The organism is Pseudomonas sp. 21LCFQ02, assembly GCF_024129895.2.
Lineage (GTDB): Bacteria > Pseudomonadota > Gammaproteobacteria > Pseudomonadales > Pseudomonadaceae > Aquipseudomonas.
Genome location: NZ_CM178749.1, coordinates 1,951,887 through 1,978,884, shown reverse-complemented (window position 1 = coordinate 1,978,884; position 26,998 = coordinate 1,951,887). Strand labels below are relative to the sequence as shown.

The window sequence follows — 26,998 nt, the reverse complement described above, 5'->3', positions numbered from 1 at the left end:
GACTCAGTCCAATATGGAGACCGATCCCAGGTATTTCAAGGTGCGTGGCAGATTGTCGCGATCCAGACTGTCAAGCCAGTGCAGGTTCTTCCAGCTGCGTAGCCAGGTGAACTGCCTCTTGGCCAACTGGCGCGTGGCAATGATGCCGCGTTCCTGCATCTCTTCACGTGTAAGCTTGCCATCCAGATGATCCCAGACCTGGCGATAACCGACGGCTCTGATGGACGGCAGATCTGCGTGCAGATCGCCTCTTGAGCGCAGTGCCAGTACTTCGTCCAGAAATCCCTGTTCCAGCATTTGCACAAAACGTAAGGCAATGCGGTCATGCAATACCTTGCGATCAGCCGGAGCTATCGCAAGACTGGCGACAGTATAGGGCAATTGTCCCTGTCCCGATGCTGATCCTTCGGCACTTTGCGCAATTTGTTGCTCGCGGTGCGCCGTCATGCTCATTCCACTGACCAGATAAACCTCCAGCGCGCGAATCAACCGCTGCGGGTCATTGGGATGAATACGCGCCGCCGACACCGGATCCACCTCGGCCAACCGGTCATGCAACGCCTGCCACCCGTGAGCCTGCGCCTGGGCTTCAAGCTGTGCGCGTATCCCGGCATCGGCGGACGGCATGTCGGCCAGCCCCTCCAATAGAGCCTTGAAATACAACATAGTGCCGCCGACCAGCAAAGGAATATTGCCGCGCGCGGTAATTTCAGCCATGGCCTCAAGAGCATCGCGGCGAAAATCGGCTGCCGAGTAGCTTTGCGAGGGGTCGAGAATGTCAATCAAGCGGTGTGGAAACTCGGCCAGTTGCGCCTTCGACGGCTTGGCCGTGCCGATGTCCATGCCGCGATAGACCAGTGCCGAGTCGACGCTGATCAGTTCACAAGGCAGGACCCTGGTGAGTTCAATGGCAAGATCAGTCTTGCCCGCAGCGGTTGGCCCCATGAGAAAGATGGCCGCAGGTAAAGCATTCATTCAACGACCGCGCAGGAAAAGTTTGTCCAGATCATCCAGGCCCATCTGGGTCCAGGTGGGCCGCCCGTGGTTGCATTGGCCACTGCGCTCGGTATTTTCCATGTCACGCAGCAAACCGTTCATTTCCGGGATCGCCAGCCGCCGGTTGGCACGTACCGCGCCGTGGCACGCCATGGTGCCAAGCAACTCGTTCATGTGTGCCTGGACCCGGTCACTGGTGCCGTACTCCATCAGATCGGCCAGCACGTCGCTGACCAGCCGATTGGCCTCGGCCTGTTTGAGCAGCGCCGGAATCTGCCGGATCGCCAGGCTTTCCGGCCCCAGCCGCTGTAATTCGAAGCCCAGCTGCCGGAAGGTATCCAGGTGTTCCTCGGCGCAATCGGCTTCGCGCTGACTGACCGCAATCGACTCAGGCACCAACAGCGGCTGACCACTGAGACCTTCATGGGCCATCGCCACCTTCAAGCGTTCATACATGATCCGCTCATGCGCGGCATGCATATCCACCAGCACCAGACCATGGGCATTTTCGGCCAGGATGTAGATCCCCTTGAGCTGCGCCAGGGCATAGCCCAGCGGCGGGATGTCGCCGCTTGACTCCGGCAGCGACGCCACCTCAGACGCCGGCGCGGCGCCGACCAGTGGCGCATAGAATTCGCGGTAGACGTTCTGGGTCTCAGCAGTCGGCAGGCTGGAACTGGGCCGCGGCGTGTACTGATACTGGTAACCGCCAGAACCGCCGCCAGCGGCCCCTGCGCCACCTGCCGGCGCGCCATAAGCCTGGCCTTGCGGGCGCTCCAGCGCGTGCGCAGCCAGGCTCATCTCGCCTTGTGGCCCGAACTCGCCAGCCTGCAGACCGCTCGGCCGCTGGATCGGTGCCTCGGGTTGCGCCTCGGGCAGGTGATCCTGCGGCCTTACATCGCCCAGCGCCCGGTGCAGGGTGCCGTACAGGAAGTCATGGACCATGCGCCCGTCACGAAAACGCACTTCATGCTTGGTCGGGTGGACGTTGACATCCACTGCTGCCGGATCGACCTCGAAAAACAACACGAAGGTCGGATGACGACCATTGAATAGCACGTCGCGATAGGCTTGCCGCACCGCATGGGCAACCAGCTTGTCGCGCACCGCACGGCCATTGACGAAAAAATACTGCAGGTCGGCCTGGCTGCGCGAAAAGGTCGGCAAGCCGACCCAGCCCCACAGGTGCAGGCCGTTGCGCTCGATATCAACCGGCAGCGCCTGCTCCAGAAAACCCGGACCACAGATGGCCCCGACACGCCGCGCCTTGGCCGTGTCGTCATGGGCTTCATGCAGGCTCAGGACGCTTTTGCCGTTGTGGCGCAGGTGGAAGGCCACGTCGAAACGCGCCAGCGCCATACGCCGGATGACTTCCTGCAAATGATCGAATTCGGTTTTTTCGGCCTTGAGAAACTTGCGCCGTGCCGGGGTGTTGAAAAACAGGTCACGCACTTCGACCGATGTCCCCACCGGGTGCGCCGATGGCTGAACCCTGGAGTTCATCTCACGACCTTCGGTTTCGACCTGCCAGGCCTGATCGGCGTCCCGGGTTCGGGAAGTCAAGGTCAGACGCGACACCGAACTGATCGACGCCAGCGCCTCACCACGAAAGCCCAGGCTCATCACCCGCTCAAGGTCTTCGAGCTCGCGAATCTTGCTGGTCGCGTGGCGGGCCAGCGCCAGCGGCAGATCATCCGCCGCAATGCCTCGGCCGTCATCACGCACCTTGAGCAGCTTGACGCCGGCCTGCTCGACATCGACATCAATGCGCCGGGCACCGGAATCCAGGCTGTTCTCCAGCAGTTCCTTGACCACCGAGGCCGGGCGTTCGACCACCTCACCGGCAGCAATCTGGTTGGCAAGGCGCGGGCTGAGCAACTGGATACGCGCCGCAGGAGAAACGCTTGCAGCGTCCTGTGCGGGTTGGTCGTCGACAAGCAGATCTGTCATGGCTGGGTGGCAACCTCGACGCTGGGGATTCGCAGGTCCTGACCAATGCGCAGATCGTCAGTCTTGAGCCCGTTGGCACTGCGCAGGGTCGCCATGCTCATCTCATAGCGCGCAGCAAGCATGGCCAGGGTTTCACCGGAGCGTACGACGTGGTTGCGCGGCCCCTGAGCCAGTTTACCGTTATCACGCAGCCAGGCGATGTAGGTGCCCTGCGGCGGGTTCTGCTGGAAGAACTGCTTGACCCCGGCGTTGATCGAACGGGCCAGCGCCTGCTGGTGCGAAGTGGTGGTCAGCTTGCTGGCCTCGTTGGCATTCGAGATAAAGCCGGTTTCGACCAGGATCGACGGGATATCCGGTGACTTGAGCACCATGAAGCCGGCTTGCTCGACACGGGATTTGTGCAGCGGCGTAATCCGGCCGATGCTGCTCAAGACCTTTTGCCCGACGTTCAGGCTCGACGACAGCGAGGCGGTCATCGACAGGTCAAGCAGCACACCGGCAAGCATTCGGTCCTTGTCGTCAAGGCTCACGGCACCGGCACCGCCAATCAGGTCGGAACGGTTTTCACTGTCGGCCAGCCAGCGTGCGGTTTCCGATGTTGCGCCGCGATCGGACAAAGCGAACACCGAGGCGCCGAACGCCGCCTTGGACGGCGCGGCGTCAGCGTGAATCGACACGAACAGGTCAGCCCCTTTGGCGCGGGCGATCTCGGTACGCTTGCGCAGCGGAATGAAGTAGTCGCCAGTGCGGGTCAACTCGGCCCGGTAGCCCTTCTCCGCGCTGATCTGGCGCTGCAGCTCTTTGGCGATCGACAGCACCACATGCTTCTCGATCTGCCCTTTGCCGCCCGAGGCTCCCGGGTCTTCGCCGCCGTGACCGGCATCGATCACCACCACGATGTCGCGCTTGCCGCTTGGGACCGGAGTGAGCTTGACATCGGGCTTGGCCGGGCTGATTGGTACCGCTGGCGCAGTGGCCACTGTGGTCTCCGGCAGGCTCGGCGGCGGGTTGGCATCGGCGGCGTTGTCGAACAGGTCGACCACCAGACGATTGCCGTACTGCTGGTTAGGGGCCAGGGTAAAACTCTTGGGGGTCACAGCCTTGTTCAGGTCAACGACCACGCGCAAATCCGTAGGGGTGCGCTGCGCCGAACGCACACTGGTAATCGGCGTATTGGCGGTCGCCACGTTCAATGGCCCGCTCAGGGTCGCACCATTGATGTCGATCACCAGCCGATCCGGAGCGGTCAGCGTGAATACGCTGTGCTGCACCGGCCCCGACAGGTCAAAGACCAGCCGGGTGTTGTCCGGGGCGCGCCACAGGCGGACACTGCGCACCTGGGTCGCGGCCGCCCACACATCGACGGCCATGGCCATCAACAGCAAACCAAGCACCGCCAGCGGCGCGCGCATGCGCATATTCATCCCCATATCAGTAAAAGTTCTCTGTGAATTCTGCCTGGCTCATCAGGCCAGGGCCGCGCACCAGCGTTCGCCACGCGGGCCTTGCGGGTTGAGGGTCACCGTACGACCGGCACCCTGGTGCGTAATGGTAATGGTCAGGTCGGGCTTTGGCAAAAACCCCTTGCCACGGGCCGGCCATTCGATCAGGCACAGTGCATCATCGGCGAAGTAATCGCGGATGCCCATGTACTCCAGCTCTTCAGGGTCGGTCAGCCGATACAGGTCGAAATGAAAAGCCCGCAGCGCGCCGATTTCATAGGGTTCGACCAGGGTAAAGGTCGGGCTTTTGACTGCCCCTTCATGACCCAGGCCGCGGATCAGTCCGCGTGACAGGGTGGTCTTGCCTGCGCCCAGGTCACCTTCGAGAAAAATCACACCCTTTGCCGCAGTGAGCTGCGCCAGCTGCGCGCCCAATGCCACCATGGCGTCTTCGCCATCTACCTGCAGGGTTACTTCAGACACGGTTGCAGCTCCTCCAACAGGCGACGAATGATCACGATCAGGTCACTGGCGAGCAGCCCACGCCCCTCCAGGCCTGCCAGCTCACCGGCCCTGGCATGCAGCCAGACGCCCAGGCAAGCCGCTTCGAATGGTTGCATGTGCTGCGCCAACAGGGCACCGATCAGACCGGACAGCACATCGCCAAGCCCGGCACTGGCCATGGCTGGATGCCCCCGATCACAGAGCGCCAGGCGCCCCTGCGGATCGGCAATCAGGCTGCCACTGCCCTTGAGCACGCAAACAGCCTTGAACTGTTCTGCAAGACGGCGAACCGCTGCGGGCCTGTCGGCCTGCACTTCGGCCGTCGTGACACCCAGCAACCGTGCCGCCTCACCAGGGTGCGGGGTGATGACACAGCCCGACGGCAGCCTGACCTGGCCGGCCGCCAACAGGTTGAGTGCATCGGCATCCCACACCTGCGGCGTGTCGGCACCGGCAACGACAGACAGCAGGCTGCGTGCCCAACTGCCCTGCCCCAGACCGGGACCTGCCACCAGCACATCAGCGGCAGCGACCAACCCGGTCAATTGGTTGGCCGAATGAATCCCGGCGCTCATGATTTCCGGCATGCGCACCAGCGCAGCCGTGACGTGTTCAGCGCGGGTTGCCAGGGTCAGCATCCCGGCGCCGCTGCGCAATGCACTTTCGGCGCTCAACAGCGCGGCGCCGCCAAAGCCGTGATCACCGCCCACCACCAGTACCCGGCCGAACTGCCCCTTGTGCGCAGTACGCGGGCGCGGCGCCAGAGTTGCCAGGTTGGCGCTGTCAAGCCGTGTCGCGGTGGCCGGCGTCTGGCTGAGCGACTGCGGGTCAGCCTGCAAATCTTCACACAGCAGTTGCCCGACATGATCGGCCGCATCGCCGGTGAACAGGCCCAGCTTCAGAGCGATAAAGGTCACGGTCAGATCGGCGCACACGGCGCAGCCCAGCGCCTGCCCCGTGTCAGCACTCAGACCGGAGGGGATATCCACCGCAACCACCGGCAGGTCCGCCGCATTGATGGCTTCAATAGCCGCTTTATAGGGCTCACGCACCTCGCCGCGCAGCCCGGTGCCCAACAGCGCATCGACTACCACACCGACCAGCGGCTGGCCCAGCCATTGGAGGATTTCGACACCCGCTGCGCGAGCCTGCTGATGGGCCGTGGCGGCATCGCAATGCAGAGCAGCCGGATCACCCACCGCCAGAACCCGCACCACCCAACCGGCCTGATGCGCCAACTGTGCCACCAGATACCCGTCGCCGGCGTTGTTGCCATGCCCGGCCAGCACCGTCAGCACGCCCGCCTCGGGCCAGCGTCGGCGCACTGCACGCCAGGTCGCACGGGCCGCACGCTGCATCAGCTCCAGACCTGGCGTGCCGGCGGCAATCAGCCGCGCATCGAGGTCACGGACCTGTTCAGCGGTGTACAGCGCGTCGGGTAAATGGCTTTGAGTATCTGGCATGCGTGTGTGGGCTCCGATATCTGGCAGAATTATACGCACCTTGGTCTTATTTTCTCCTTTCGCATGCCCGCCACTACCGAACAACTGACCGGCGACGAACTCGCCGAACTTGCCCTGTCGATCAAGACCTGGGGCCGCGAACTGGGCTTCCAGCAGGTCGGCATCAGCGGTCTTGATCTCAAGGAGCATGAACAGCATCTGGAGCGCTGGCTCGACGCGGGCTACCACGGCGAGATGGACTATATGGCCGCGCATGGCAGCAAACGTTCCCATCCCGAGCAACTGGTGCCTGGCACCTTGCGCGTGGTGTCGCTGCGCATGGACTACCTGCCAGGCGACAGCGAGATGACCCAACGCCTGGCTGAACCGGAAAAAGCCTACGTGTCGCGCTACGCGCTGGGCCGCGATTACCACAAGTTGGTGCGCAAACGTCTGCAGCAACTGGCCGAGCGCATTCAACAGGCGATCGGCCCGTTCGGTTACCGGGCCTTCGTCGATAGCGCCCCGGTACTGGAAAAAGCCATTGCCGAACAGGCCGGGCTGGGCTGGATCGGCAAGAACACTTTGGTACTCAACCGCAAGGCCGGCAGTTTCTTCTTTCTTGGCGAGCTGTTCGTCGACATGCCGCTGCCGGTGGACCCGCCCCACGCCACCGAGCATTGCGGCCGGTGCAGCGCCTGCCTGGACATCTGCCCGACGGCAGCGTTTGTCGGCCCGTATGTGCTCGATGCCCGGCGTTGCATTTCCTACCTGACCATCGAGCTGAAAACCGCCATTCCTGTCGAGTTGCGAGCACTGATCGGTAACCGGGTATTCGGCTGTGATGACTGCCAGATCGTCTGCCCATGGAACCGCTTCGCCAAACCCACCGAGCAAAGCGATTTCCAGCCGCGCCATAACCTCGACAATGCCGGGCTGGCCGAGCTGTTCATGTGGGACGAAGAGCGCTTTCTCAGCAGCACCGAAGGCTCGCCCCTGCGCCGCGCCGGCTATGAGCGCTGGCTGCGCAACCTGGCCGTCGGGCTGGGTAACGCGCCCTCGACCATCAGCGTGCTGCAGGCCCTGGAGGCACGGCGTGAGCACCCGTCAGAACTGGTCCGTGAGCATGTCGAATGGGCCATAGAGCAGCACGCCCTGCGGGGTAGGGGCTGCGTTCAGTGGTCATCCTTGTAAACGAACTTGGGCATTTCCCATTTGAAGCGGATCGCCAACAGGCGCATCAACAGGCCGCCGAACAGGGTAATCAGGATCGCCTGCTCATCTGACACGCCAAGGTAGCGACAAGCCAGGAAGCACCAGGCAGCAAGGAAGGACACGCTGGCATAGAGCTCGCGGCGGAAGATCAGCGGAATATCGTTGCAGAAGATGTCGCGCAGAATGCCGCCGAACACTCCGGTGATCACGCCACAGACCGAAGCGACCAGCATGCCGTGCCCTGTTTCCAGGGCGGTCAGGCAGCCAATCAGGGTGAAAGCCACCAGGCCCACGGCATCGAGCACCAGAAACAGCGAGCGCAGATGCCGCATCAGCGGCGCGATGAAGATCGTCACCAGCGCCGCGACGCTGGTCAGTACCAGATATTCGGGGTGTTTCACCCAGGTCAGAGGGTAATGACCAAGCAGCACATCGCGCACCGAGCCACCACCCAACGCAGTGACACAGGCAATCAGCACCACGCCAAACCAGTCCATGCCCCGTCGTCCTGCGGACAACGCGCCGGTCATGGCCTCGGCGGTAATCGCCATCAGATACAGCATCAACAACATGGCGTTACCCCCTGCGACAAAGCCGCGCAGTCTACCCGGCGGCCCGACGCACTGAAAGGGTGCAAAGGGCTTTGTTGACTGCGCGCTTGAAGCAGCGTGCTTACTTGATGAAGTTTTCGCGGTAAAAACGCAGCTCAGCAATGGATTCGCGGATATCGTCCAGTGCCAGGTGAGTGCTGCCCTTCTTGAACTTCAGCTCTGGCGACCAGCGGGCCGCCAGCTCCTTGAGGGTCGAAACGTCAAGGTTGCGGTAGTGAAAGTAGTTTTCCAGCGTTGGCATGTGCCGGTACAGGAAGCGCCGGTCCTGGCAGATGCTGTTACCGCAGATCGGCGAGCTGCGCTCCGGCACCCATTGCTTGATGAACGCCAGCGTCAGGGCCTCGGCCTGGGCGCTGTCGATGGTGCTCTCACGGACCCGCTGAGTCAGCCCCGAGCCGCCATGCTGACGGGTGTTCCACTCATCCATGCCGGCCAGAATCTCGTCACTCTGGTGCACCGCAATCACCGGGCCTTCGGCCAGGGTATTGAGCTCGCTGTCAGTGATGATGGTGGCCATTTCGATGATTACATCGTTGTCAGGGTCCAGGCCGGTCATTTCCAGATCGATCCAGATCAGGTTGCTCTTGCTTTGCATATATTGGCTCCTCAGCATAGGCGCGCAGTTTAGCTCAGCGTCGGCATGCTAGTATCGCGCGTTCGAGCTCATTGACCGGGAATCCCATGGCCAAACGCCAACTCAACCGCCGCCAGAACTGGCGCATCGAAAAGATCCAGGGCGAACGCGCCGCTCGCGCCGCCAAACGTGAGACCCAGGCGCTGGAGATTCTGGAAGGCGGCGACCTGGGCCCGGAAGAGTTCGGCCAGGTGATTGCTCATTTCGGTGTGCAGGTCGAAGTCGAGGCCCAGGACGGCGAGCATCGCGGCCAGACCTACCGCTGCTACCTGCGCGCCAACCTGCCGGCACTGGTCACTGGCGACAAAGTGGTGTGGCGGGCCGGCAATCAGGGCGTTGGCGTGATTGTCGCGCAACTGCCGCGCAGCACCGAACTGTGCCGCCCTGACAGCCGCGGGCTGCTCAAGCCGGTCGCGGCCAACGTCGACCTGATCGTCATCGTCTTCGCGCCGATGCCTGAGCCGCATGCCAACCTGATCGATCGCTACCTAGTCGCCGCCGAACATGCCGGCATCCACCCGTTGCTGCTGCTCAACAAGGCTGATCTGATCGACGAACACAACAGCGTGGTACTCAACGACCTGCTGTCGGTGTATCGCGGCCTGGGTTATCCGGTGCTCGAAGTATCTGCCCATCAGGGCGATGGCATGCAGCAGTTGCAACAGCAACTGGATGGCAAAGTGAGTGTATTTGTCGGCCAGTCCGGGGTCGGCAAATCATCGCTGGTCAACAGCCTGTTGCCGGAAGTCGGCACCCGGGTCGGGCCGCTATCGGAGTTTTCCGGACAAGGCACCCACACCACCACCACCGCACGCCTGTTCCACTTCCCGGGCGGCGGTGATCTGATCGACTCGCCGGGTATCCGCGAATTTGGCCTGGTGCATGTGAGCCGGGACGACGTCGAGGCCGGCTTTATCGAGTTCAATGATCTGCTGGGCAAATGCCGCTTTCGCGACTGCAAGCATGACCGCGAGCCGGGTTGTGCGCTGCTCAATGCGCTGGAACAAGGCCGCATCCATCCGCAACGGATGCACAGCTACCGCTCGATCCTGGCCAGTCTGCCGCAAGACGAATACTGAGACTGGCGCAGCAAAGCTGCCAGCCGCCCCTGCTGCACGCTACAGGGGCGGCCTGACAGCCAGGCAGATTACGGGTTGCTACCCGGCGCCCTGAGCGGCCCCTGATCGAAGATATTGACCCGTTCACGAACCTCATGCGGCAGCACGGCCGGCGCCTGGCTGCCGTTCGCCGCGCCAGGCGCAGCGGCTCCAGGCGCCGCAGCACCCGGTGCCGCCGGGGCTGGATTGACCGGCGGCGCACTGCCTTGGTCACCATCCATACGCTGCTGGGCCTTGCGGGTCAGCACGATGATATCGATACGCCGGTTGACCGGGTTCAGCGGATGTTGGCGATCGAACAGCGCCGAGGACGCGTACCCCACCACTCGTGCCACCTGCTGCTCAGGGTAGCCACCGGCGATCAGCGCACGACGGGCAGCGTTGGCGCGGTTGGCCGACAGCTCCCAGTTGCCGAACTCACCGGTACCGGCAAACGGCTTGGCATCGGTATGACCACTGACGCTGATCTTGTTCGGCACAGCCTTGATGGTGTCAGACATCGCCAGCAGGATGTCTTCGAAGTAAGGTTTGAGCCGCGCACTGCCGGAGTCGAACATTGGCCGGTTATCGGCATCGACAATCTGGATACGCAAACCGTCCTGAGTGATCTCCAGCAGGATCTGGTCCTTGAACTTTTGCAGCTCCGGACTCTCTTCAATCTTGTTCTGCAACTCCAGCAGGAGCATTTCCATGCGTTCCTGCTCGACCTGCTCGGCCTTGGCTTCGGCAGACTCGGCCTCGATCGGCACGGTGTCCGGGCTCGGCGTACTCTTGACCTCGGGGTTGAGGGTCTGGTTAGGAGACATTTCCGGCGAGCCGCCCAGGTCGATGACATAGGGCGAGCCACTGTCGCTGAAGCCGACCGGGTCCTTGAAGTAACCGGCCACGGCCACCAGTTGTTCCGGAGTCGCAGCCGACAACAGCCAGAGCACCAGAAAGAACGCCATCATTGCTGTCGCAAAGTCAGCAAAGGCGATCTTCCAGGCACCGCCGTGGTGCCCCCCGCCAAAGCGCTTGACGCGCTTGACGATTATTGGCTGATTATTTTCCATGGTTTAGCGACCACGTACGGCTTGTTCCAGCTCGCTGAAGCTGGGGCGGTGGGCGGGGTAAAGCACCTTGCGACCGAACTCGACGGCCAGTGATGGCGGCATGCCGGAAGCCGAGGCCACAAGAGCCGCCTTGATCGACTCGTAGACGTTCATTTCTTCCTTGGCATCGTGCGCCAGGCAAGAAGCCAGCGGACCAAAGAAGCCGTACGCCGCGATGATACCGAAGAAGGTACCGACCAGTGCCGCCGCCACGTGCTGGCCGATGGCGGCCTTGTCACCGGTTCCCAGCATGGCCATGGTGATCACGATACCCAGTACCGCGGCCACGATACCGAAACCGGGCATACCGTCGGCAATGCCGGTCACGGCGTGGGAAGGATGTTCAAGCTCTTCCTTCATGCTCAACAGTTCCATGTCGAACAGGCCTTCAAGCTCGTGAGGAGCCATGTTGCCGGACGACATGATGCGCAGGTAATCGCAGATGTAGGCGGTCATGCGCTCATCCTTGAGTACGCCAGGGTACTTGGCGAAGATCGGACTGGAAGCCGGCTCTTCGATGTCCCCTTCGATGGCCATCATGCCTTCGCGGCGGCTCTTGTTGAGAATCTCGTACACCAGACCCAGCACTTCGAGGTAATAGGCATGCGTGAAGCGAGTGCTGAACATCTTCAGCGACTTTTTGAACACATGCATGGTCATATGGCCAGGGTTGGCCTGCAGAAAGGCGCCCAGCGCTGCACCACCAATGATGACGATTTCAAATGGCTGGAACAGCGCTGCCAATTGACCGTGGGATAGCATGTATCCGCCGAGAACGCTCGCGAAAACGACAATGATGCCGATGATTTTGGCCATAGGTACAAATACTTGTTGAGTCGGGTTCAGGGAGATGTGCGGTGATTCATGAAACTGTTGTTCTGCTTATCGGCCCGCCTGAGCCAGACTATAGGCTGTTGCCGTGAAAAACCTGTTTTGCTATCGAAACAGGGTGTAACAATACATGACGCATCCATATATGAAAAAGCGTATCCACTGCTGAACGATCTCAGCCGCACAGGCCTTCCGTATGCCGATAGCCAGCACATCGCACCTCCCACGCCCCAAGACACTTGAAGCCTGGGTCAAACAACTGGATGATCTTGCCCTGCCCGTTGCACAGGCCAATCACGCCCGTGTGCGCGCCGCACTGAACGACAGCCGTCGTTCGTTGCGTGATATTGCCGACATGATGCAAGACAGCCCGGCGCTGGTGCTGAGCGTGCTGCGCGAGGCCAACCAGCACAGCCATGGCATCACAGAGCCGGCCGAGAGTCTTGAAGTGGCGCTCAATCGCCTGGGCTTGGCCCGCACCGAAGTGCTGCTTAATCGCCTGCCGGCCAAACAGGCGCAGGAAGTCCCTCAGGCTTACCGTCAACTGATTCTGATCAGCCAGCATGCCACCCAACAGGCCAATGGCCTGTTCGCCAGCCGTCTGGCGCGGCTCTGGCAGGATATTCATCTGGGCAGCCTGCTGTTCCTCGCACCGCTCTGGCCACTGGCGCTGGCCCACCCCAAGCTGCTGGAAGAATGGGAACTGCGGGTCATTCATAAAGGCGAATCAAGCCGCACGGTCGAGCTTGAATTGTTCGGCGTCAAGCTGCTGGACTTGTGCCAGGCACTGGCCACGGTCTGGCGCCTGCCGGTCTGGGTCACGCGTGGCTATACCGTACTGATCAAAGAGCGCCGCGAATGGGTCAAGGCACTGCGTATCGCCAGGGAAAATCACGACCCGCTGCAACAGCAGCGCGACATGGATGCCAACGCCGATCTGCAACGCTGGTTCAACCAGCCAGCCAATACGGTATTGATGGGTAATGGCCTGGCGCTGGCCGCACAGCAGGCCTGGAACAGCCCGCACTGCCTGCGCTGGGAACTGCTGAGCAGTCTGTACCTGCAACAGTCAATGGACCAGACCCAGCAACAGGTACACCAGAACGCTGCCAGCAGCGCTCGCCAGCATGCGGCGGACGATCTTTGGCATCCCGCCCAGGCGCTGCTCTGGCCGTGGGATTTTCGGCGCATCAGCAATGGCCATGAACCCGCTGCCGCACCTTCTGCCGATGACCTGCAACGCTGGCGCAAACTGTGCGCCGACATGCTGGTCGAGCCCTCCCCGTTCAACAACGCCATGCACCTGATCAGCACCGCCCGCGATGCGCTGGTGGCGAGCGGCATGCAGCGGGTCATGCTGCTGATGCCGGACAAGAACACTGGCCTGCTGCGCGTGCATCAACTGGCCGGCCTGGGTGCGGAAAATGCCGCATTACAGTTTCAGATCAAAGACAGCAAGGTACTGGAACGACTGCTGGCCCAGCCGACCCAACTGCGTCTTACACCGGCCAACCACGCACAGTTCGCAGCCTTGCTGCCGCCGGCCTTCAAGACCCTGTTCAAGGGCCAGCACTTACTGATCCGCTCGCTGAGCTGCAACGGCAAAGTGCTGATCCTGGCGATTGCCGACCAAGGTGGCAGCCCGATGTCGGAGATCACCGTACAGGCATTCGCCAAGACGGCGCAGTGTGTGGAACGTGCCCTGGTCAACTTTACCCAGCTCAAAAGCACCGGCCGGGCGAAACCTGTGTGATCGCTGGCGGGGGCTGACAGGTTCAGACTGTCTTATCGGCGTGCAGGCCTTTCCGGCTCTGGGCTACAATCCACGCCTTTGCTCATGAAGGGAGGCTGGAAATGTCCGTGTTTAACGACTTGCCACTGGTTATTGAAGCCAGTGACCTGCAGCCTCGCCTGGAGGCGCCGGAGCTGATCCTTGTCGATCTGACCAATCAGGCCCGCTATGACGCAGGACACATTCCCGGCGCCTGTTTCATAGAGCCCAAGCGCACCCAGCTGGGCCAGCCTCCCGCTCCGGGCCTTGCGCCCGCGCTGAGCGATCTGGAGCGCCTGTTCGGCGAACTGGGGCACCGCAGCGATGCGGTATACGTGGTCTACGACGATGAAGGCGGTGGCTGGGCCGGGCGGTTTATCTGGCTGCTGGACGTCATCGGCCACTCCCGCTACCACTACCTCAATGGCGGACTGCTGGCCTGGGAGGCCGCCGGGCTGCCGCTGTCCAGTGAAGCATCGCCCACCCGCCACAGCGCAGTGAGCCTGAGCCTGCAAAGCGCGCCCACCGCCACCCGCGAATACCTGCAGAGCCGCCTGGGTGCTGCCGATCTTGCGATCTGGGATGCCCGCGGGCCCGAGGAATTTACCGGCAGCAAAGTGCTGGCGGCCAAAGGCGGACACATTCCCGGCGCGATCAACTTCGAGTGGACCGCTGGCATGGACAAAGAGCGTCAGCTGCGCATTCGTACCGATCTGCGCCAGACCCTGGAAGCACTGGGTATCACCCCGGACAAGGAAATCATCACCCACTGCCAGAGCCATCGCCGCTCAGGCTTTACCTATCTGGCCGCCAAAGCACTGGGCTACCCGCGAGTCAAGGCCTATGCCGGCTCCTGGAGCGAATGGGGCAACCACCCCGACACGCCTGTGGAGCAATGAACCTACGGCCTGCCCCGCGCAGGCCCCAACAAGCTGTTAGGAATATCAATGAAAGAGCGTCTGTTTATCCTGAGCCAGTACCTGCTGCCCCACCACCTGCTGTCACGCCTGGCTGGCTGTGTGGCCGAATGCAAGGTGAGCTGGTTCAAGAACGCATTCACCGCCTGGTTCGCCCGCCGCTATCAGGTAGACATGTCTCAGGCCCAAGTCGAAGACCTGACGGCCTATGAAAACTTCAACGCGTTTTTCACACGCGCACTGAAACCCGATGCTCGCCCTCTGGACGACACCCCCGGGGCAATCCTGTGCCCGGCCGACGGCGCCATCAGCCAGTTGGGTCCGATCGAACAAGGCCGGATTTTCCAGGCCAAGGGCCACAGTTTCAGCGTGCTGGAGCTGCTTGGCGGCGATCCGCTGCTGTCTGCGCCGTTCATGGGCGGTCAGTTCGCCACCGTCTATCTGTCGCCCAAGGATTACCATCGCGTTCATATGCCACTGGCCGGCACCCTGCGCGAGATGGTCTATGTGCCAGGGCGCATTTTCTCGGTCAACCAGACCACCGCCGAAAACGTACCTGAGCTGTTCGCCCGTAACGAGCGGGTAGTCTGCGTATTCGACACCGAACGCGGCCCGATGGCAGTAGTGCTGGTCGGCGCGATGATCGTAGCGTCGGTAGAAACTGTCTGGGCAGGCCTGGTCACGCCACCCAAGCGCCAGCTCAAGAGCGTGCGCTACGACGAAGCGGCACGGGCGCCAATCCAGCTGGAAAAAGGCGCCGAAATGGGCCGTTTCAAGCTGGGCTCCACAGCCATCGTACTGTTCGGCCCTGAGCAGGTGAAATGGGCCGAAACCCTGACGGCCGGCTCAGCGGTACGCATGGGCCAGGCTCTGGGTCGCGCCGACCAGGCGTGATCGTGGCTGCCGGCCAGGATCGTGCCTGGCCGGCAGCGGTGTCCATGCAACCTATTGCGGCGGGATTAATCATAAGGTCATGGCCCTGTGCCAGATTAAGCTGCGGGCGCAGGCCGATGCTGTTAAAGTCGACCCATCGGTGTTGTAGGACACTTCGCAGTCTATTGATATTGCCCAGCGCTCTCCCCCCTCGACGCATTGGCACCTTATCAATCTGACGCCACCGTTCAGGCCATCAACACGAGGGAGTTGCCTGTCACATGAGTAATATGAGCTTTCCGCTGCTGTTGCGCGTTTCTACGCCGACTCAGTCGAGCCTGACATTCTGTGAAGCCAACCCCCGCGACCTGAAACGCTGGATCTCGACCCTGCCCAAGGCAAATCTGGGCGAAATGGCCCGCCAGCTGTATCAGGGCTTGAGCGAACTCAACCAGTTGCTGACCTCCAGCGATAACCGCCTGCTGCTGCTCGAAGAGCTGCGTCCGGAGGTCTATTTCGTCTGCAAGCACCTGGAGCGCCACTTCCTCAACCAGGCCATTGTTCTGGACGAGCGCCCGCGCAAGGTCGCCAACCTGTGCCAGGCGCTGCAGAACCACCTGGCCACCGGCTACAAGCTGATTATCAACAGCATCGCGCCGCGCTACACGCGCGAAAACAGCGCGTTGCTGACCACTGCGCTGCAACGTGCTGCGCATTGCCTGAACGGCCCGCTGATTCGCGCCAGCCAGCTGTATTGCCCGGTGCAGGACGGGCTGTGGCTTGAGCTGCACCAGATCTATCAGATCGCCCGCCAGTATCAGTTGCACCAGATGCCGGTCAACGAGCCACAGGCCGTCCATGTTCGCAAGTTGAGCATTGAGCAGACCTACATCATCTCGCTGATGATGGGCAGCTCACGCTGCAACCAGATGCGCCAGCTCAATATTGGCAAGCTAGGCGAAGTGCTTGAGGCCTGGAGCAGCATGGTCAAACTGCAGGCAGCCAACGAACCAGGCACGTTGTTCGCCCTGGATCCAGCCGCCGACAAGCCGCCGCTGTATCGCACCCTGTTCGATGAGCAGCTGTTGCCGCGCCTGCTGGGTATCAACCCGCTGGCCCTGGCCGTGACCCTGGAGCAGTATTTGGAGCTGCCCGCCGAACAACGCTCGCAATCCGGCCTGAGCGTACCGCCGGGCGTCAGCACAGACCTGATCCAGCATCTGGCAGCCGCCTGGGGTGATGTCGCCGAGCGCACCTTCCAGCGCATGGCCGGGCACGGCACGCTGAAGATCTGCATCGGCATGAGCGCCCTGCATTACTACCTGGCCGGCAAGAAGTCGTTCAGCGAACTGCTGCAGTTGCCCGCCGTGATCCAGGCCGCCGACTTCACCCTCAAGGTCGCCAATGAGAACAGTGACGACCCATGGTCGCAGGCGTTTGATGCCCACCGTGGCGGCACCTCGTCGACTTTGCTGCCGTTCGAGGAAATCGAATACCCGCAGGTCGACGCCGACCATGACCCCGGCAACGCGCAACACGACTTTCCGATGTTCGAGCTAAGCATCGTCAATCACAGCCCGGGTGGTTATTGCCTGGCCTGGCACAAAGAAGTGCCAACTCAACTGCAAGCCGGTGAGCTGGTCGGCATTCAGGACGAAAGCGCGCAAAACTGGAGTATCGCCATCGTGCGCTGGGTACGCCAGGTACGCAGCGGCGGTACCCAGATGGGGATTGAACTGATCGCTCCATTTGCCCAGCCATGCGGCATGCAATTGATCCGTGAAGAGCAGAACAGCCAGTACCTGCGCAGCCTGATGCTGCCGGAGGTGCGCGCCATGAGCAAACCACCCTTGATGCTGGCGCCACGTCTGCCATTCAAGGAAGACAGCAAAGTACTGATCAACATCAATGGCGAAGAAAAGCGCGCAGCGCTTAAAACCCGGCATATTGCTAGCGCCAGCTACAACCAGTTTGAATATCAGGTCTTCGAGGCGCCGAAATCAGCGGCGCCCGAGAAAAAGATCGGGGAAGAGTTCGAATCGTTGTGGGGCAGCCTGTAGGCGCTGCTTCAGCAGCGAAGATCGCTCAGCCACCTTCGCCGCCAAAGCCCTTGACCTCAAGCCCGCCTCAGTTACGCCCTTCGCGGTCGCGCAAGCCCAGCAGGTAGAGAACCCCATCCAGCCCCAGGGTCGAGATGGCCTGCTTGGCCGATTGTTTGACCAACGGTTTGGCACGAAATGCCACGCCCAGACCGGCAATGGCCAACATCGGCAGGTCGTTGGCACCGTCGCCCACGGCGATGGTCTGCTCCAGGCTCAAGCCTTCCTTGTGCGCCAGCTCGCGCAGCAGGTCAGCCTTGCGCTGCGCATCGACGACAGGCTCGACGGCCACACCGGTGACCCGGCCATCCTCAACTTGCAGTTCGTTGGCAAATACATAGTCGATGCCAAGCTTTTCCTGCAATTGACGGGCAAAGTAGGTAAAGCCGCCCGACAGAATCGCGGTTTTGTAGCCCAGCCGTTTGAGTTCCGCGAACAGCGTTTCGGCACCCTCGGTCAGACGCAGCGAAGCGCCGATTTCGTCGAGCACGCTGACATCCAGGCCTTTGAGCAGCGCCAGACGCTCTTTGAAACTGGCGCGAAAATCCAGTTCGCCGCGCATGGCCCGCTCGGTGATTTCCGAAACCTGCTCACCCACGCCGGCGGCTTTGGCCAGTTCGTCGATGACTTCGGCTTCGATCAGGGTCGAGTCCATGTCGAACACGGCCAGGCGCCGATTACGCCGGAACAGCGAGTCTTGCTGGAACGCGATGTCGACATTCAGCGCCTGAGCAACACTGAGAAACTCGGCCTGCATGGCCTTGAGGTCCGCCGGTTCGCCGCGCACCGAAAACTCGATGCAACCCTTGCCCTGATCCGCCGGGGTGTCGAGCGGCATACGCCCGGACAAACGGTCGATATGGTCAATATTGAGCCCGTAACGGGCGGTAATCGAGCTGACACACTGCAACTGCTCGGCCGTGACCTTGCGGGTCAGCAGGGTCACGATGTGCCGCGCCTTGCCCTGGCCTTCAACCCAACGCTGGTAGTCCTGTTCCGACACGGCAGTGAAGCGCACCTGCTGGTCGAGCTTGTAGGCGGTGAACAACACGTCCTTGAGGACCGATGAGCCTTCGTCGGTGCCCGGGATTTCGACCAGAATGCCAAACGACAGGGTGTCATGGATCACAGCCTGACCAATATCGAGAATGTTCACGCCACCCTGGGCGAGGACGCCGGTAATGGCCGCAGTGAGACCGGGACGGTCTTCACCAGTAATGTTGATCAGGACGATTTCGCGCAAGGCGCACCCCCGCAGGTGGAAAAAAACCGCATTCTACCCGCTTTCAGTGACCATCGGGCACAGCCAGCGCTTTGCCACGTCTGGGCCGCTCGCTATACTGCGCGGCAACTTCATTATCGAAAGAGCCGCGCTCAGTGAACCGGCCCACGCCTATCAAGACCGATAACTTCTTCCTGTTGATCTTCCGTGCCCTGCGTCATCGCCGCGTACCGATCGCCCTGCGTATTGCCAGCCACAACGTGATTCTCGTGGCTCTGGCATTGGTGATCTATGCCGGCGTGATGGGCTTGCAGTTCAAACAGGCCATGCACGAGCAGGCAGACGCGCTGGGACAGTCCCTGACCATCCAGACAGCCAGCTCGGCGACCGAACTGCTGGTGTCCAACGACATCCTCAGCCTCAACGTGTTGCTCGGCAATCTGGTGAAAAACCCGCTGGTGGCCCACGCGGCGATCTACAGCGTCGACAACCGCATCCTCGCCGAAGCCGGGCAGCGCCCGAAAAACAGCCTGCTGGGTGAAACCCAGGGGCTGTACGAGATCAAGATCACCTTCCAGGACGTCATGGCGGGGCATCTGCGGATCAGCCTGGACATGTCGCAGTTCCAGCAGCCGATGACCATCAGCCTGCAGAGCATGGGCATCCTGGCCGGCATCCTGCTTGCGTTGGCCCTGGCCCTGAGCCTGCGCCTGGGCCGGCATATCTCGACCCCGCTGCTGCAACTGCGCCTGTGGCTAAGGGATATCGACCCCTACACCCCAGGCACCGAGCGCCAGGATGAGGTGGGCGATCTGGCCCGCCAGCTACGCACCTCGTTCGCCCCGCCGATACCAGAGCCTGAGCCGATCCCTGAGCCCGAACTGTTCGACGAAGATCTCGAAGAGCACGACGAGCCCGAGCCGCGCAGCCAGGTTGCCGAACCGGCCCGGCCGCGCCTGCCAGCCGCTGCTGCGCCGAGACGCGTGGTGGCCGAGGAAGACCTCGAAGACGAAGAAGACCCGTTCGCCGACCTGCGCGATAACTCCACTCCCGTCGCCCGCCCGGTTGCGTCCTTGCCAGTACCTGCCGCAGCGCCCAGCGAGCCGCAGTACAGCGCAATTCTTGCCGTGCAACTGGGCGGCCAGGACCAACTTCGCCGCCTGCCCAAAGCACGGCTGACCGACCTGCTGCAGCGCTATCGCGACTGCCTGGACCAGGCCACGTCACTGTATGACGGCGAGCTGCACACCTTGAACGACGGCAGCACCCTCATGCTGTTCCACACCCAGACCAGCGGCGAGGATTACCTCACCAATGCAATCTGCTGTGGCGAGCTGCTGCGCGCCCTGAGCCATGCCCTGCAGATCGAAGTCGCCGACAGCGGCATCACCCTGCAACTGCAACTGGGCCTGACCTTGAGTGACGGGGTGGCGGGCCTGAGCCAGATCGATCTGCTGCTGACCGACAAGGCGCAAGACGCTCTGGCCCTGTCGCAACACAGCCGCAACCTGCTGCTGGTCGAGCGCTCGGTAAACGATGACGAACTGCTGCGCCAGCGCGCACGCATCCGGCCGATCGCCAGCCCCGAAGGCGCCTGCTGTGTCGAACGCCTGATGGAGCCCTACCCGTCGATGCTCGAACGCCAATTGGCGCGCATGCACGACGCGCACAAGGTCTGATACAAGGTCTGATTGCAGAGATAAAAAAACCGCGCCAGGCGCGGTTTTTTTATGCGTGTCTTTAGAAACGGAACACTTCAAGATCGGTTCGAATGGGCGATGCCATTGGAATCTTGGGCTTTTCCGGCTGCGGCTTGGCACGCACCACCGGCGCAGTTTTCTTGGGTTCCTCAACCGGCGCCCAGGAAATTGGCTTGATGGCGGTGCTGACCTGATCGGCCAGACGCTGCAGCAGAATGCCCTGCGCCTTGACCTGCGAAGCCGTTGTCCCAGTGTGGACCTCTTCGAGGTGCACCAGGCGGCTGTCACGGACATTACCCTTGCGGTCGAGCAGGCGCCACTGCGCATCGAGAATCGCCGGCTGCTTGCTACCGGAGTCCAGCCGGGTGATGGACAACAGCACCTGTACGTCCGGCGTGAAGTTGGCAACCGTGGGCGACAACACCACCCGCTGACTGTCGAGCTTCCAGGAAATCTGGCGCAACAGCAGTTGATCGATATCCGAAGACAGGTTACCGGCCCAGCGTCCATCGGCGGCCGCGGTCAGCGTGCCATCAGGCTGACGTTGCAGCAGGGTTTCGCGTTGCAGGTAGTCAGCAATCGAAACCGGCCCCAGCAATACTGCCAGCCCAGCGGCCTGCTTTGGCTGGCCTGGCTCACCGCTGTCGAGCTGGTAGAGCGCAGCCGGTTGATGCACGCTGCACCCGGCAAGGCCGAGCACACCCGTCACCAACAAAATCATGGGAAGGCGTAGAAGATTCATCGTCCCGTCCAACCTGCGTTCGGCAGGTCAAAAATTGAATACGCATCAGGGTCATGCAGGCATTGAGCCACGCCTGCTCCTGAAGACCCCATATCATCCGTGAATATTCGCTGTGACTCCAGCGATTATGCGGCGATCTTCATGGCAGAACGAAGATCGCTGACCGCAAACGATCATTCTCAGCCGTTTTCCACCAATAAGGCGTCCACCCGCTGGAAACCGCGTGGCAATTTATTACCACGCCGCCCGCGCTCGCCCTTGTAGTGTTCCAGATCATCGGCCTTGAGCGACAGTGTACGCTTGCCGGCTTGCAGCACCAGCGTTGCGCCTGACGGCACGACGGCCAGATCGGTGACATATTCTTCACGGCTGGCCACCCGGTCACCCGGCACACCGATGATCTTGTTGCCCTTGCCCTTACCCAACTGCGGCAGATCGTTGATACGAAACACCAGCAGGCGACCCTCGGTAGTCACTGCCGCCAGCCAGTGATTTTCGCGGTCGAGCACCGGACGCGGTGCAATCACCTTCGAGCCGGCCGGCAGGGTCAACAGCGCCTTGCCGGCCTTGTTCTTGGCCTGCAGGTCTTCACCCTTGACCACAAACCCGTAACCGGCGTCGGACGCGATCACATACAGCGCATCGTCATCGGGCAACAGCACGCAATCGAAGGTCGCACCGGGTGGCGGCTGCAGCTTGCCGGTCAACGGTTCGCCCTGGCCCCTGGCCGATGGCAGGGTATGCGCGGCCACCGAATAACTGCGGCCGGTGGAATCAATGAACACCGCAAACTGATTGGAGCGCCCTATCGCTGCGGTTTTGAAACCATCGCCGGCTTTATAAGAGAGCCCGGTCGCGTCGATGTCGTGGCCCTTGGCGCAACGTACCCAGCCCTTTTCCGACAGCACCACAGTGACCGGCTCGGTAGGCATCAGCTCGTTTTCCGACAGCGCCTTGGCTTCGGCACGCTCGACAATCGGCGAACGGCGGTCGTCGCCATAGGTTTCAGCATCGGCGATCAGCTCAGCACGCACCAGTTTGCGCAGTTTGGTGTCGCTGCCCAGCAATGCCTTAAGCTTGGCCTGCTCTTTGAGCAATGCATCCTGCTCGCCGCGCAGCTTCATTTCTTCGAGCCGCGCCAATTGCCGCAAGCGCGTGTCGAGAATGTAGTCGGCCTGGATTTCCGACAGGTCGAAACGGGCAATCAGGTCAGCCTTGGGCTGATCCGAGGTGCGGATGATGTGAATGACCTCATCGAGGTTCAGATACGCCGTCAGCAAACCGTCCAACAGGTGCAGGCGATGTTCGACCTTGTCCAGACGGTACTGCAGGCGGCGGCGCACGGTGGCGATGCGGAACATCAGCCACTCATTAAGCAACACCTTGAGGTTCTTGAGCTGCGGCTTACCGTCCAGGCCAATGATATTGACGTTGACCCGGTAGCTGGACTCAAGATCGGTGGTGGCGAACAGATGCTGCATCAGTTCGGCGGCGTCGACCCGGTTGGAGCGCGGAATGATCACGATCCGGCAGGGGTTTTCATGGTCCGACTCATCGCGCAGGTCGGCCACCATGGGCAGCTTCTTGGCCTGCATCTGTGCAGCGATCTGCTCCAGCACCTTGGCACCCGACACCTGGTGCGGCAGCGCCGTGACCACAATGTCGCCATCCTCGACGCGGTACACCGCGCGCATGCGCACCGAGCCCTTGCCGGTTTCGTAAATCTTCAGCAGGTCAGCCCGTGGCGTGACAATTTCAGCCTCGGTCGGGTAGTCCGGGCCCGGAATGTGTTCGCAAAGCTGCTCGACCGTGGCTTTGGGATCGTCGAGCAAGTGCACGCATGCACTGGCGACCTCACGCAGGTTGTGCGGCGGCACGTCAGTCGCCATGCCCACGGCAATGCCCGTGGTGCCATTGAGCAGGATATTCGGCAAACGGGCCGGCAACACCGCGGGTTCTTCAAGGGTGCCATCGAAGTTCGGCACCCAGTCAGCGGTCCCCTGGCCCAGCTCGCTGAGCAGCACTTCGGAATACCGCGACAGCCGGGCTTCGGTATAACGCATGGCCGCAAACGACTTCGGATCGTCCGGTGCGCCCCAGTTACCCTGGCCATCGACCAGCGTATAGCGGTAGCTGAACGGCTGAGCCATCAACACCATGGCCTCGTAACAGGCCGAGTCACCATGCGGATGGAACTTGCCGAGCACGTCGCCGACCGTACGCGCCGACTTCTTGTGCTTGGCGTCGGCGCCCAGGCCCAGTTCGCTCATCGCATAGACAATGCGCCGCTGTACCGGCTTGAGACCGTCACCGATATGCGGCAGGGCACGGTCCATGATCACGTACATGGAATAGTTGAGGTAGGCCTGTTCGGTGAAGTCAGCCAGGGACCGGCGTTCTACGCCATCGAGACTGAGGTCAAGGGAGTCGCTCATGCGGGCCTCATCATTGGGTCGTCTGGCGCAGCAGCAAGGTGCCGCTGCGCTGGGTAAATTCAAGTTGTTTCATGGCGCTCATGCCGAGCAGGATTTCTCTGCCTTCAAGACTTGGCGTCACCAGGGCGCGAACATCGTGCAGGACGATCTGGCCCAGTTGCAGACGCTCGACGCGGGTCCGAAACCCCTGGACCCGGCCATTGGCGGTATTGACCGTGACCGGAACACCGCGCTCCAGGCCCAGTTCGTCGGCCACCTCGGCCGGTATCGCCACATCGGTGGCGCCGGTGTCGATCATGAATGCGACCGGGCGACCGTTGAGCTGCGCTGTCCCGACAAAATGCCCCTGACGGTTACCTGCCAGACGCACCTCGACATAGCCATCGCCCTGCTCAGAAAGCATTTCGCTGTTGGGATTATGCTGCCGGTCTTCCCACTCACCAAAAAAACGGGTAGCCAGGAACAGGCCTGCTATCCAGGCAAGCATCATCAGGACCTTGCCGGCCCGCCGGCCTGGGGGTGACTGGCTCATGGCGCGCTCCAGCCACCGGTCGGGGCGGCGAAGCGCCATACCACCGGCCGCTTTTCGCCATCGGCACGTGCACCAAAGTTGTTATCGGTGCCGATCCAGGCGCCGCTCTCATCAACCACCAGTGCTTCGGTCAGACCATAGGGTTGCTCATAGCGCCGGTGCGGCTTTTTCGCCTCGGCACCGAATGACCAGCAACGTTCAAGCTCGCCGTCTTGCAGGCTGCGCCGGCAGACCCGGTACACCGAGCGCTCAAGGGTGAACAGCTTGCCGTTGTACAGCGCCAGGTCGGAAAAGTCCGGAAAAGCACTGCCCTTCGACGCGGCCTGATCCACTTCGGCATACAGCACGCAACTGCCGGTGCATCGCCATTGCCCGTCTTGCTGATCCACTCGCAACAGCCCGCGCTGTTCGCGCTCGGCGGCCAGCCAGAGCTGTTGCCCGTCGGGGCTCACGGCAATGCCTTCATACAGCGCATTGAAGCGCTGCAACATGCCCTTTTCCCGGGCCTGACGGATCACATCTGCTGGCAGTGGCAGCCAGTTGGCCGCGCCTTGCGCGGTGACTTTGAGCACTGCGCCATGGGCCTCGCTGACCACATAGCGGTTGCCTGCCGCATCGCAACTGATGCCTTCATAGTCCATAGCACCACCCCGCACCACCGACGACAGGCTGGCCATCGAGCGCAGGCTGGCCGGCAGGTCGCTGTGCGCTGCGGGCACCTCGATGATTTCGGCCTCGGCCTGCCAGACGGGTTGCGAGCGGTCCAGGCGATACAGCACCCGGTCATCGCGGTCCGACACCGTCCACAACTCGCCGTTACACAGCGCCAGACCCGACAGGTTACCGCCGGTCATGCCGTCGATCGGATGTTCCGAGACCAGCTTGAGCTGCTCAAGCGGCACCGCGAAAGCAGGTGCCGCCAGCAAGGCCAGAAGGGCGAACCAGGCCGCTCTCAAATCATGACCTCGGCCAGGTTGCCCTTGGTTTCGAGCCAGGACTTACGGTCTGCGGCGCGCTTCTTGGCCAGCAACATGTCCATGATTTCCCGGGTCGTATCGAAGTCGTCCAGAGTCAGCTGTACCAGCCGCCGGGTGTTCGGGTCCATGGTGGTTTCACGCAGCTGCGGCGGGTTCATCTCACCCAGGCCCTTGAATCGGGTGACCTGTGGCTTGCCGCGTTTTTTCTCGGCCACCAGACGGTCGAGAATCCCGTCGCGCTCGGCTTCATCCAAGGCATAGAAGATTTCCTTGCCCAGGTCGATGCGGTACAGCGGCGGCATCGCCACATAGACGTTACCGGCATCCACCAGCGGGCGGAAATGCTGGACGAACAGCGCACACAACAAGGTTGCGATGTGCAGGCCATCGGAGTCGGCGTCGGCCAGGATGCAGATCTTGCCATAACGCAACTGACTGATATCCGTCGAACCCGGATCCACCCCGATCGCCACGGCAATGTTGTGCACTTCCTGGCTGGCCAGGACTTCACCACCATCGACTTCCCAGGTATTGAGGATCTTGCCGCGCAACGGCAGGATCGCCTGGAACTCCTTGTCTCGCGCCTGCTTGGCCGAACCACCGGCCGAATCACCCTCGACCAGGAACAGTTCGGAACGGGCCGGGTCCTGGCCTGCGCAATCAGCCAGCTTACCGGGCAGCGCAGGCCCTTGGGTAATGCGCTTGCGCTCGACCTTCTTGCTGGCTTTCAGGCGCCGACCGGCATTGCTGATCGCCAGCTCCGCCAGTTGCATGCCAAGGTCCGAGTGGGTGTTCAGCCACAGGCTGAACGCATCCTTGACCACCCCGGAAACAAAGGCTGCGGCCTCACGGGACGACAGACGTTCTTTGGTTTGCCCGGAGAATTGTGGCTCCTGCATCTTGGTCGAAAGCACAAAGGCAATCCGCTCCCAGACGTCTTCCGGAGCCAGTTTCACACCACGCGGCAGCAGGCTGCGGAATTCACAGAACTCGCGCATGGCATCGAGCAAGCCCTGGCGCAAGCCATTGACATGGGTGCCGCCCTGCGCGGTCGGAATCAGGTTGACGTAACTTTCCTGGAGGCTATCGCCGCCTTCAGGCAGCCATAACAGCGCCCAGTCCACCGCCTCCTTGTTACCGGCAAAGCTGCCGCAGAAGGGTTCTTCCGGCAGACGCAGGAAGTCGTTGACCGAGTCCTGCAGGTAGGAGCGCAGGCCATCTTCGTAGTGCCACTCGACCTTCTCGCCGTTGGACTTGTCTTCGAAACTCACCAACAGGCCAGGGCACAATACAGCCTTGGCCTTGAGCACATGCTTGAGACGGCTGACGGAAAACTTCGGGCTGTCGAAATACTTCGGGTCCGGGCTGAAATACACACTGGTGCCGGTATTGCGCTTGCCCACGGTGCCGACCACTTCCAGCTCCGAGGCTTTGAAGCCGTCGGCGAAGCTCATCTGGTATTCGTTGCCGTCACGCTTGACCTTGACCCGCACCTGGGTCGACAGCGCGTTGACCACCGAAATGCCCACCCCGTGCAATCCGCCGGAGAACTGGTAGTTCTTGTTGGAGAACTTGCCGCCGGCATGCAGCTTGGTGAGGATCAGCTCGACACCAGAAACCCCCTCTTCGGGGTGGATATCCACCGGCATGCCGCGACCGTCGTCGCTGACTTCAAGCGAGTTGTCAGCGTGCAGAATCACTTGCACCGAACGGGCGTGACCGGCCAGGGCTTCGTCGACACTGTTGTCGATGACCTCCTGGGCCAGGTGGTTGGGCCGTGAGGTGTCGGTGTACATGCCCGGACGTTTGCGAACCGGGTCGAGGCCCGAGAGGACTTCGATGGCATCGGCGTTATAAGAGCTAGCGCTGGGAGTGGCCATGGGTTCTCGTCATCAA

At 61.8% G+C, this 26,998-nt stretch carries 22 protein-coding genes; 7 read left to right on the top strand and 15 right to left on the bottom strand.

Annotated elements, in window-relative coordinates:
- Positions 1–3 precede the first annotated feature (3 nt).
- Genes miaA through NJC40_RS09040 form a run of 5 tightly spaced genes read right to left on the bottom strand, consistent with a single transcriptional unit; the run spans position 4 to position 6,355 of the window.
- Complete coding sequence (gene miaA, locus NJC40_RS09060; RefSeq protein WP_045486821.1) at positions 4–975, bottom strand: tRNA (adenosine(37)-N6)-dimethylallyltransferase MiaA; 972 nt, start codon at positions 973–975, stop codon at positions 4–6.
- A complete protein-coding gene (gene mutL / locus NJC40_RS09055; RefSeq protein ID WP_253140324.1) occupies positions 976–2,946 on the bottom strand; it encodes a DNA mismatch repair endonuclease MutL in 1,971 nt (656 codons plus the stop codon).
- A complete protein-coding gene (locus NJC40_RS09050; protein ID WP_045494167.1) occupies positions 2,943–4,364 on the bottom strand; it encodes an N-acetylmuramoyl-L-alanine amidase in 1,422 nt (473 codons plus the stop codon). Before NJC40_RS09050 ends, mutL begins: the two co-directional genes overlap by 4 nt.
- A 48-nt stretch (positions 4,365–4,412) precedes the next feature.
- Positions 4,413–4,871: a tRNA (adenosine(37)-N6)-threonylcarbamoyltransferase complex ATPase subunit type 1 TsaE gene (tsaE, locus tag NJC40_RS09045; protein WP_253114551.1), complete on the bottom strand. Its 459-nt coding sequence runs from the start codon at positions 4,869–4,871 to the stop codon at positions 4,413–4,415.
- Positions 4,859–6,355, bottom strand: a complete 1,497-nt coding sequence (locus NJC40_RS09040) for an NAD(P)H-hydrate dehydratase (protein ID WP_253140323.1) — start codon at positions 6,353–6,355, stop codon at positions 4,859–4,861. The genes tsaE and NJC40_RS09040 overlap by 13 nt, the downstream gene beginning before the upstream one ends.
- Positions 6,356–6,418: 63 nt before the next feature.
- Here NJC40_RS09040 and queG point away from each other — a divergent pair, with 63 nt between their 5' ends.
- A complete protein-coding gene (queG, locus tag NJC40_RS09035; RefSeq protein ID WP_253140322.1) occupies positions 6,419–7,528 on the top strand; it encodes a tRNA epoxyqueuosine(34) reductase QueG in 1,110 nt (369 codons plus the stop codon).
- On the opposite strand, the gene NJC40_RS09030 is transcribed toward queG, so the two are convergent.
- On the bottom strand, positions 7,510–8,121 hold the full coding sequence (locus NJC40_RS09030; protein WP_045486812.1) for a trimeric intracellular cation channel family protein: 612 nt from the start codon (positions 8,119–8,121) through the stop codon (positions 7,510–7,512). The genes queG and NJC40_RS09030 overlap by 19 nt on opposite strands.
- 100 nt (positions 8,122–8,221) lie before the next feature.
- Positions 8,222–8,755 (bottom strand): oligoribonuclease, encoded by a 534-nt coding sequence (gene orn, locus NJC40_RS09025; RefSeq protein ID WP_045486810.1) that lies wholly within the window; start codon positions 8,753–8,755, stop codon positions 8,222–8,224.
- Between the two features lie 86 nt (positions 8,756–8,841).
- On the opposite strand from orn, the gene rsgA reads away from it, so the two are divergent.
- A complete protein-coding gene (gene rsgA / locus NJC40_RS09020) occupies positions 8,842–9,873 on the top strand; it encodes a small ribosomal subunit biogenesis GTPase RsgA (protein ID WP_045486808.1) in 1,032 nt (343 codons plus the stop codon).
- Positions 9,874–9,941: 68 nt separating this feature from the next.
- Here the strand turns inward: rsgA and motB are convergent, their stop codons facing one another.
- Both motB and motA read right to left on the bottom strand, forming a co-directional pair.
- Positions 9,942–10,964 (bottom strand): flagellar motor protein MotB, encoded by a 1,023-nt coding sequence (gene motB / locus NJC40_RS09015; protein WP_045486807.1) that lies wholly within the window; start codon positions 10,962–10,964, stop codon positions 9,942–9,944.
- A gap of 3 nt (positions 10,965–10,967) precedes the next feature.
- Positions 10,968–11,819 carry a flagellar motor stator protein MotA gene (gene motA, locus NJC40_RS09010; protein WP_045486806.1) on the bottom strand — a complete coding sequence of 284 codons (852 nt, stop codon included), beginning with the start codon at positions 11,817–11,819 and terminating at the stop codon, positions 10,968–10,970.
- Positions 11,820–12,030: 211 nt separating this feature from the next.
- Between motA and NJC40_RS09005 the strand changes: the two genes are divergently transcribed.
- From NJC40_RS09005 to NJC40_RS08990, 4 genes are all read left to right on the top strand, one after another.
- On the top strand, positions 12,031–13,587 hold the full coding sequence (locus NJC40_RS09005; protein ID WP_253114532.1) for an HDOD domain-containing protein: 1,557 nt from the start codon (positions 12,031–12,033) through the stop codon (positions 13,585–13,587).
- A gap of 101 nt (positions 13,588–13,688) precedes the next feature.
- Positions 13,689–14,504, top strand: a complete 816-nt coding sequence (locus NJC40_RS09000; protein ID WP_045486804.1) for a rhodanese-like domain-containing protein — start codon at positions 13,689–13,691, stop codon at positions 14,502–14,504.
- A gap of 42 nt (positions 14,505–14,546) precedes the next feature.
- Entirely contained in the window at positions 14,547–15,416 is an 870-nt protein-coding gene (gene asd / locus NJC40_RS08995; RefSeq protein WP_231906582.1) for an archaetidylserine decarboxylase, read from the top strand.
- 260 nt (positions 15,417–15,676) lie between these two features.
- On the top strand, positions 15,677–17,455 hold the full coding sequence (locus NJC40_RS08990; protein WP_253140321.1) for a cyclic-di-GMP receptor FimW-related protein: 1,779 nt from the start codon (positions 15,677–15,679) through the stop codon (positions 17,453–17,455).
- A gap of 67 nt (positions 17,456–17,522) precedes the next feature.
- Here the strand turns inward: NJC40_RS08990 and serB are convergent, their stop codons facing one another.
- Complete coding sequence (gene serB / locus NJC40_RS08985) at positions 17,523–18,737, bottom strand: phosphoserine phosphatase SerB (protein ID WP_045486800.1); 1,215 nt, start codon at positions 18,735–18,737, stop codon at positions 17,523–17,525.
- A 134-nt stretch (positions 18,738–18,871) separates the two neighbouring features.
- Here serB and NJC40_RS08980 point away from each other — a divergent pair, with 134 nt between their 5' ends.
- The gene (locus tag NJC40_RS08980) at positions 18,872–20,395 is read left to right on the top strand and encodes a HAMP domain-containing protein (RefSeq protein WP_045486798.1); all 1,524 of its coding nucleotides are present in this window, start codon (positions 18,872–18,874) and stop codon (positions 20,393–20,395) included.
- Between the two features lie 61 nt (positions 20,396–20,456).
- Here NJC40_RS08980 and NJC40_RS08975 read toward each other — a convergent pair whose 3' ends face one another.
- The 5 genes from NJC40_RS08975 to parE all read right to left on the bottom strand — a co-directional run bounded on the left by NJC40_RS08975 (position 20,457) and on the right by parE (position 26,982).
- On the bottom strand, positions 20,457–21,158 hold the full coding sequence (locus NJC40_RS08975) for a PqiC family protein (protein WP_045486795.1): 702 nt from the start codon (positions 21,156–21,158) through the stop codon (positions 20,457–20,459).
- A 179-nt stretch (positions 21,159–21,337) separates the two neighbouring features.
- On the bottom strand, positions 21,338–23,593 hold the full coding sequence (gene parC, locus NJC40_RS08970) for a DNA topoisomerase IV subunit A (RefSeq protein ID WP_045486792.1): 2,256 nt from the start codon (positions 23,591–23,593) through the stop codon (positions 21,338–21,340).
- Positions 23,594–23,603: 10 nt separating this feature from the next.
- Complete coding sequence (locus NJC40_RS08965; protein ID WP_373568467.1) at positions 23,604–24,125, bottom strand: retropepsin-like aspartic protease family protein; 522 nt, start codon at positions 24,123–24,125, stop codon at positions 23,604–23,606.
- Positions 24,122–25,081, bottom strand: coding sequence for an esterase-like activity of phytase family protein (locus NJC40_RS08960; protein WP_045486786.1), 960 nt, complete (start codon positions 25,079–25,081; stop codon positions 24,122–24,124). The genes NJC40_RS08965 and NJC40_RS08960 overlap by 4 nt, the downstream gene beginning before the upstream one ends.
- A complete protein-coding gene (gene parE / locus NJC40_RS08955; RefSeq protein WP_045486783.1) occupies positions 25,078–26,982 on the bottom strand; it encodes a DNA topoisomerase IV subunit B in 1,905 nt (634 codons plus the stop codon). Before parE ends, NJC40_RS08960 begins: the two co-directional genes overlap by 4 nt.
- Between the last annotated feature and the right edge of the window lie 16 nt (positions 26,983–26,998).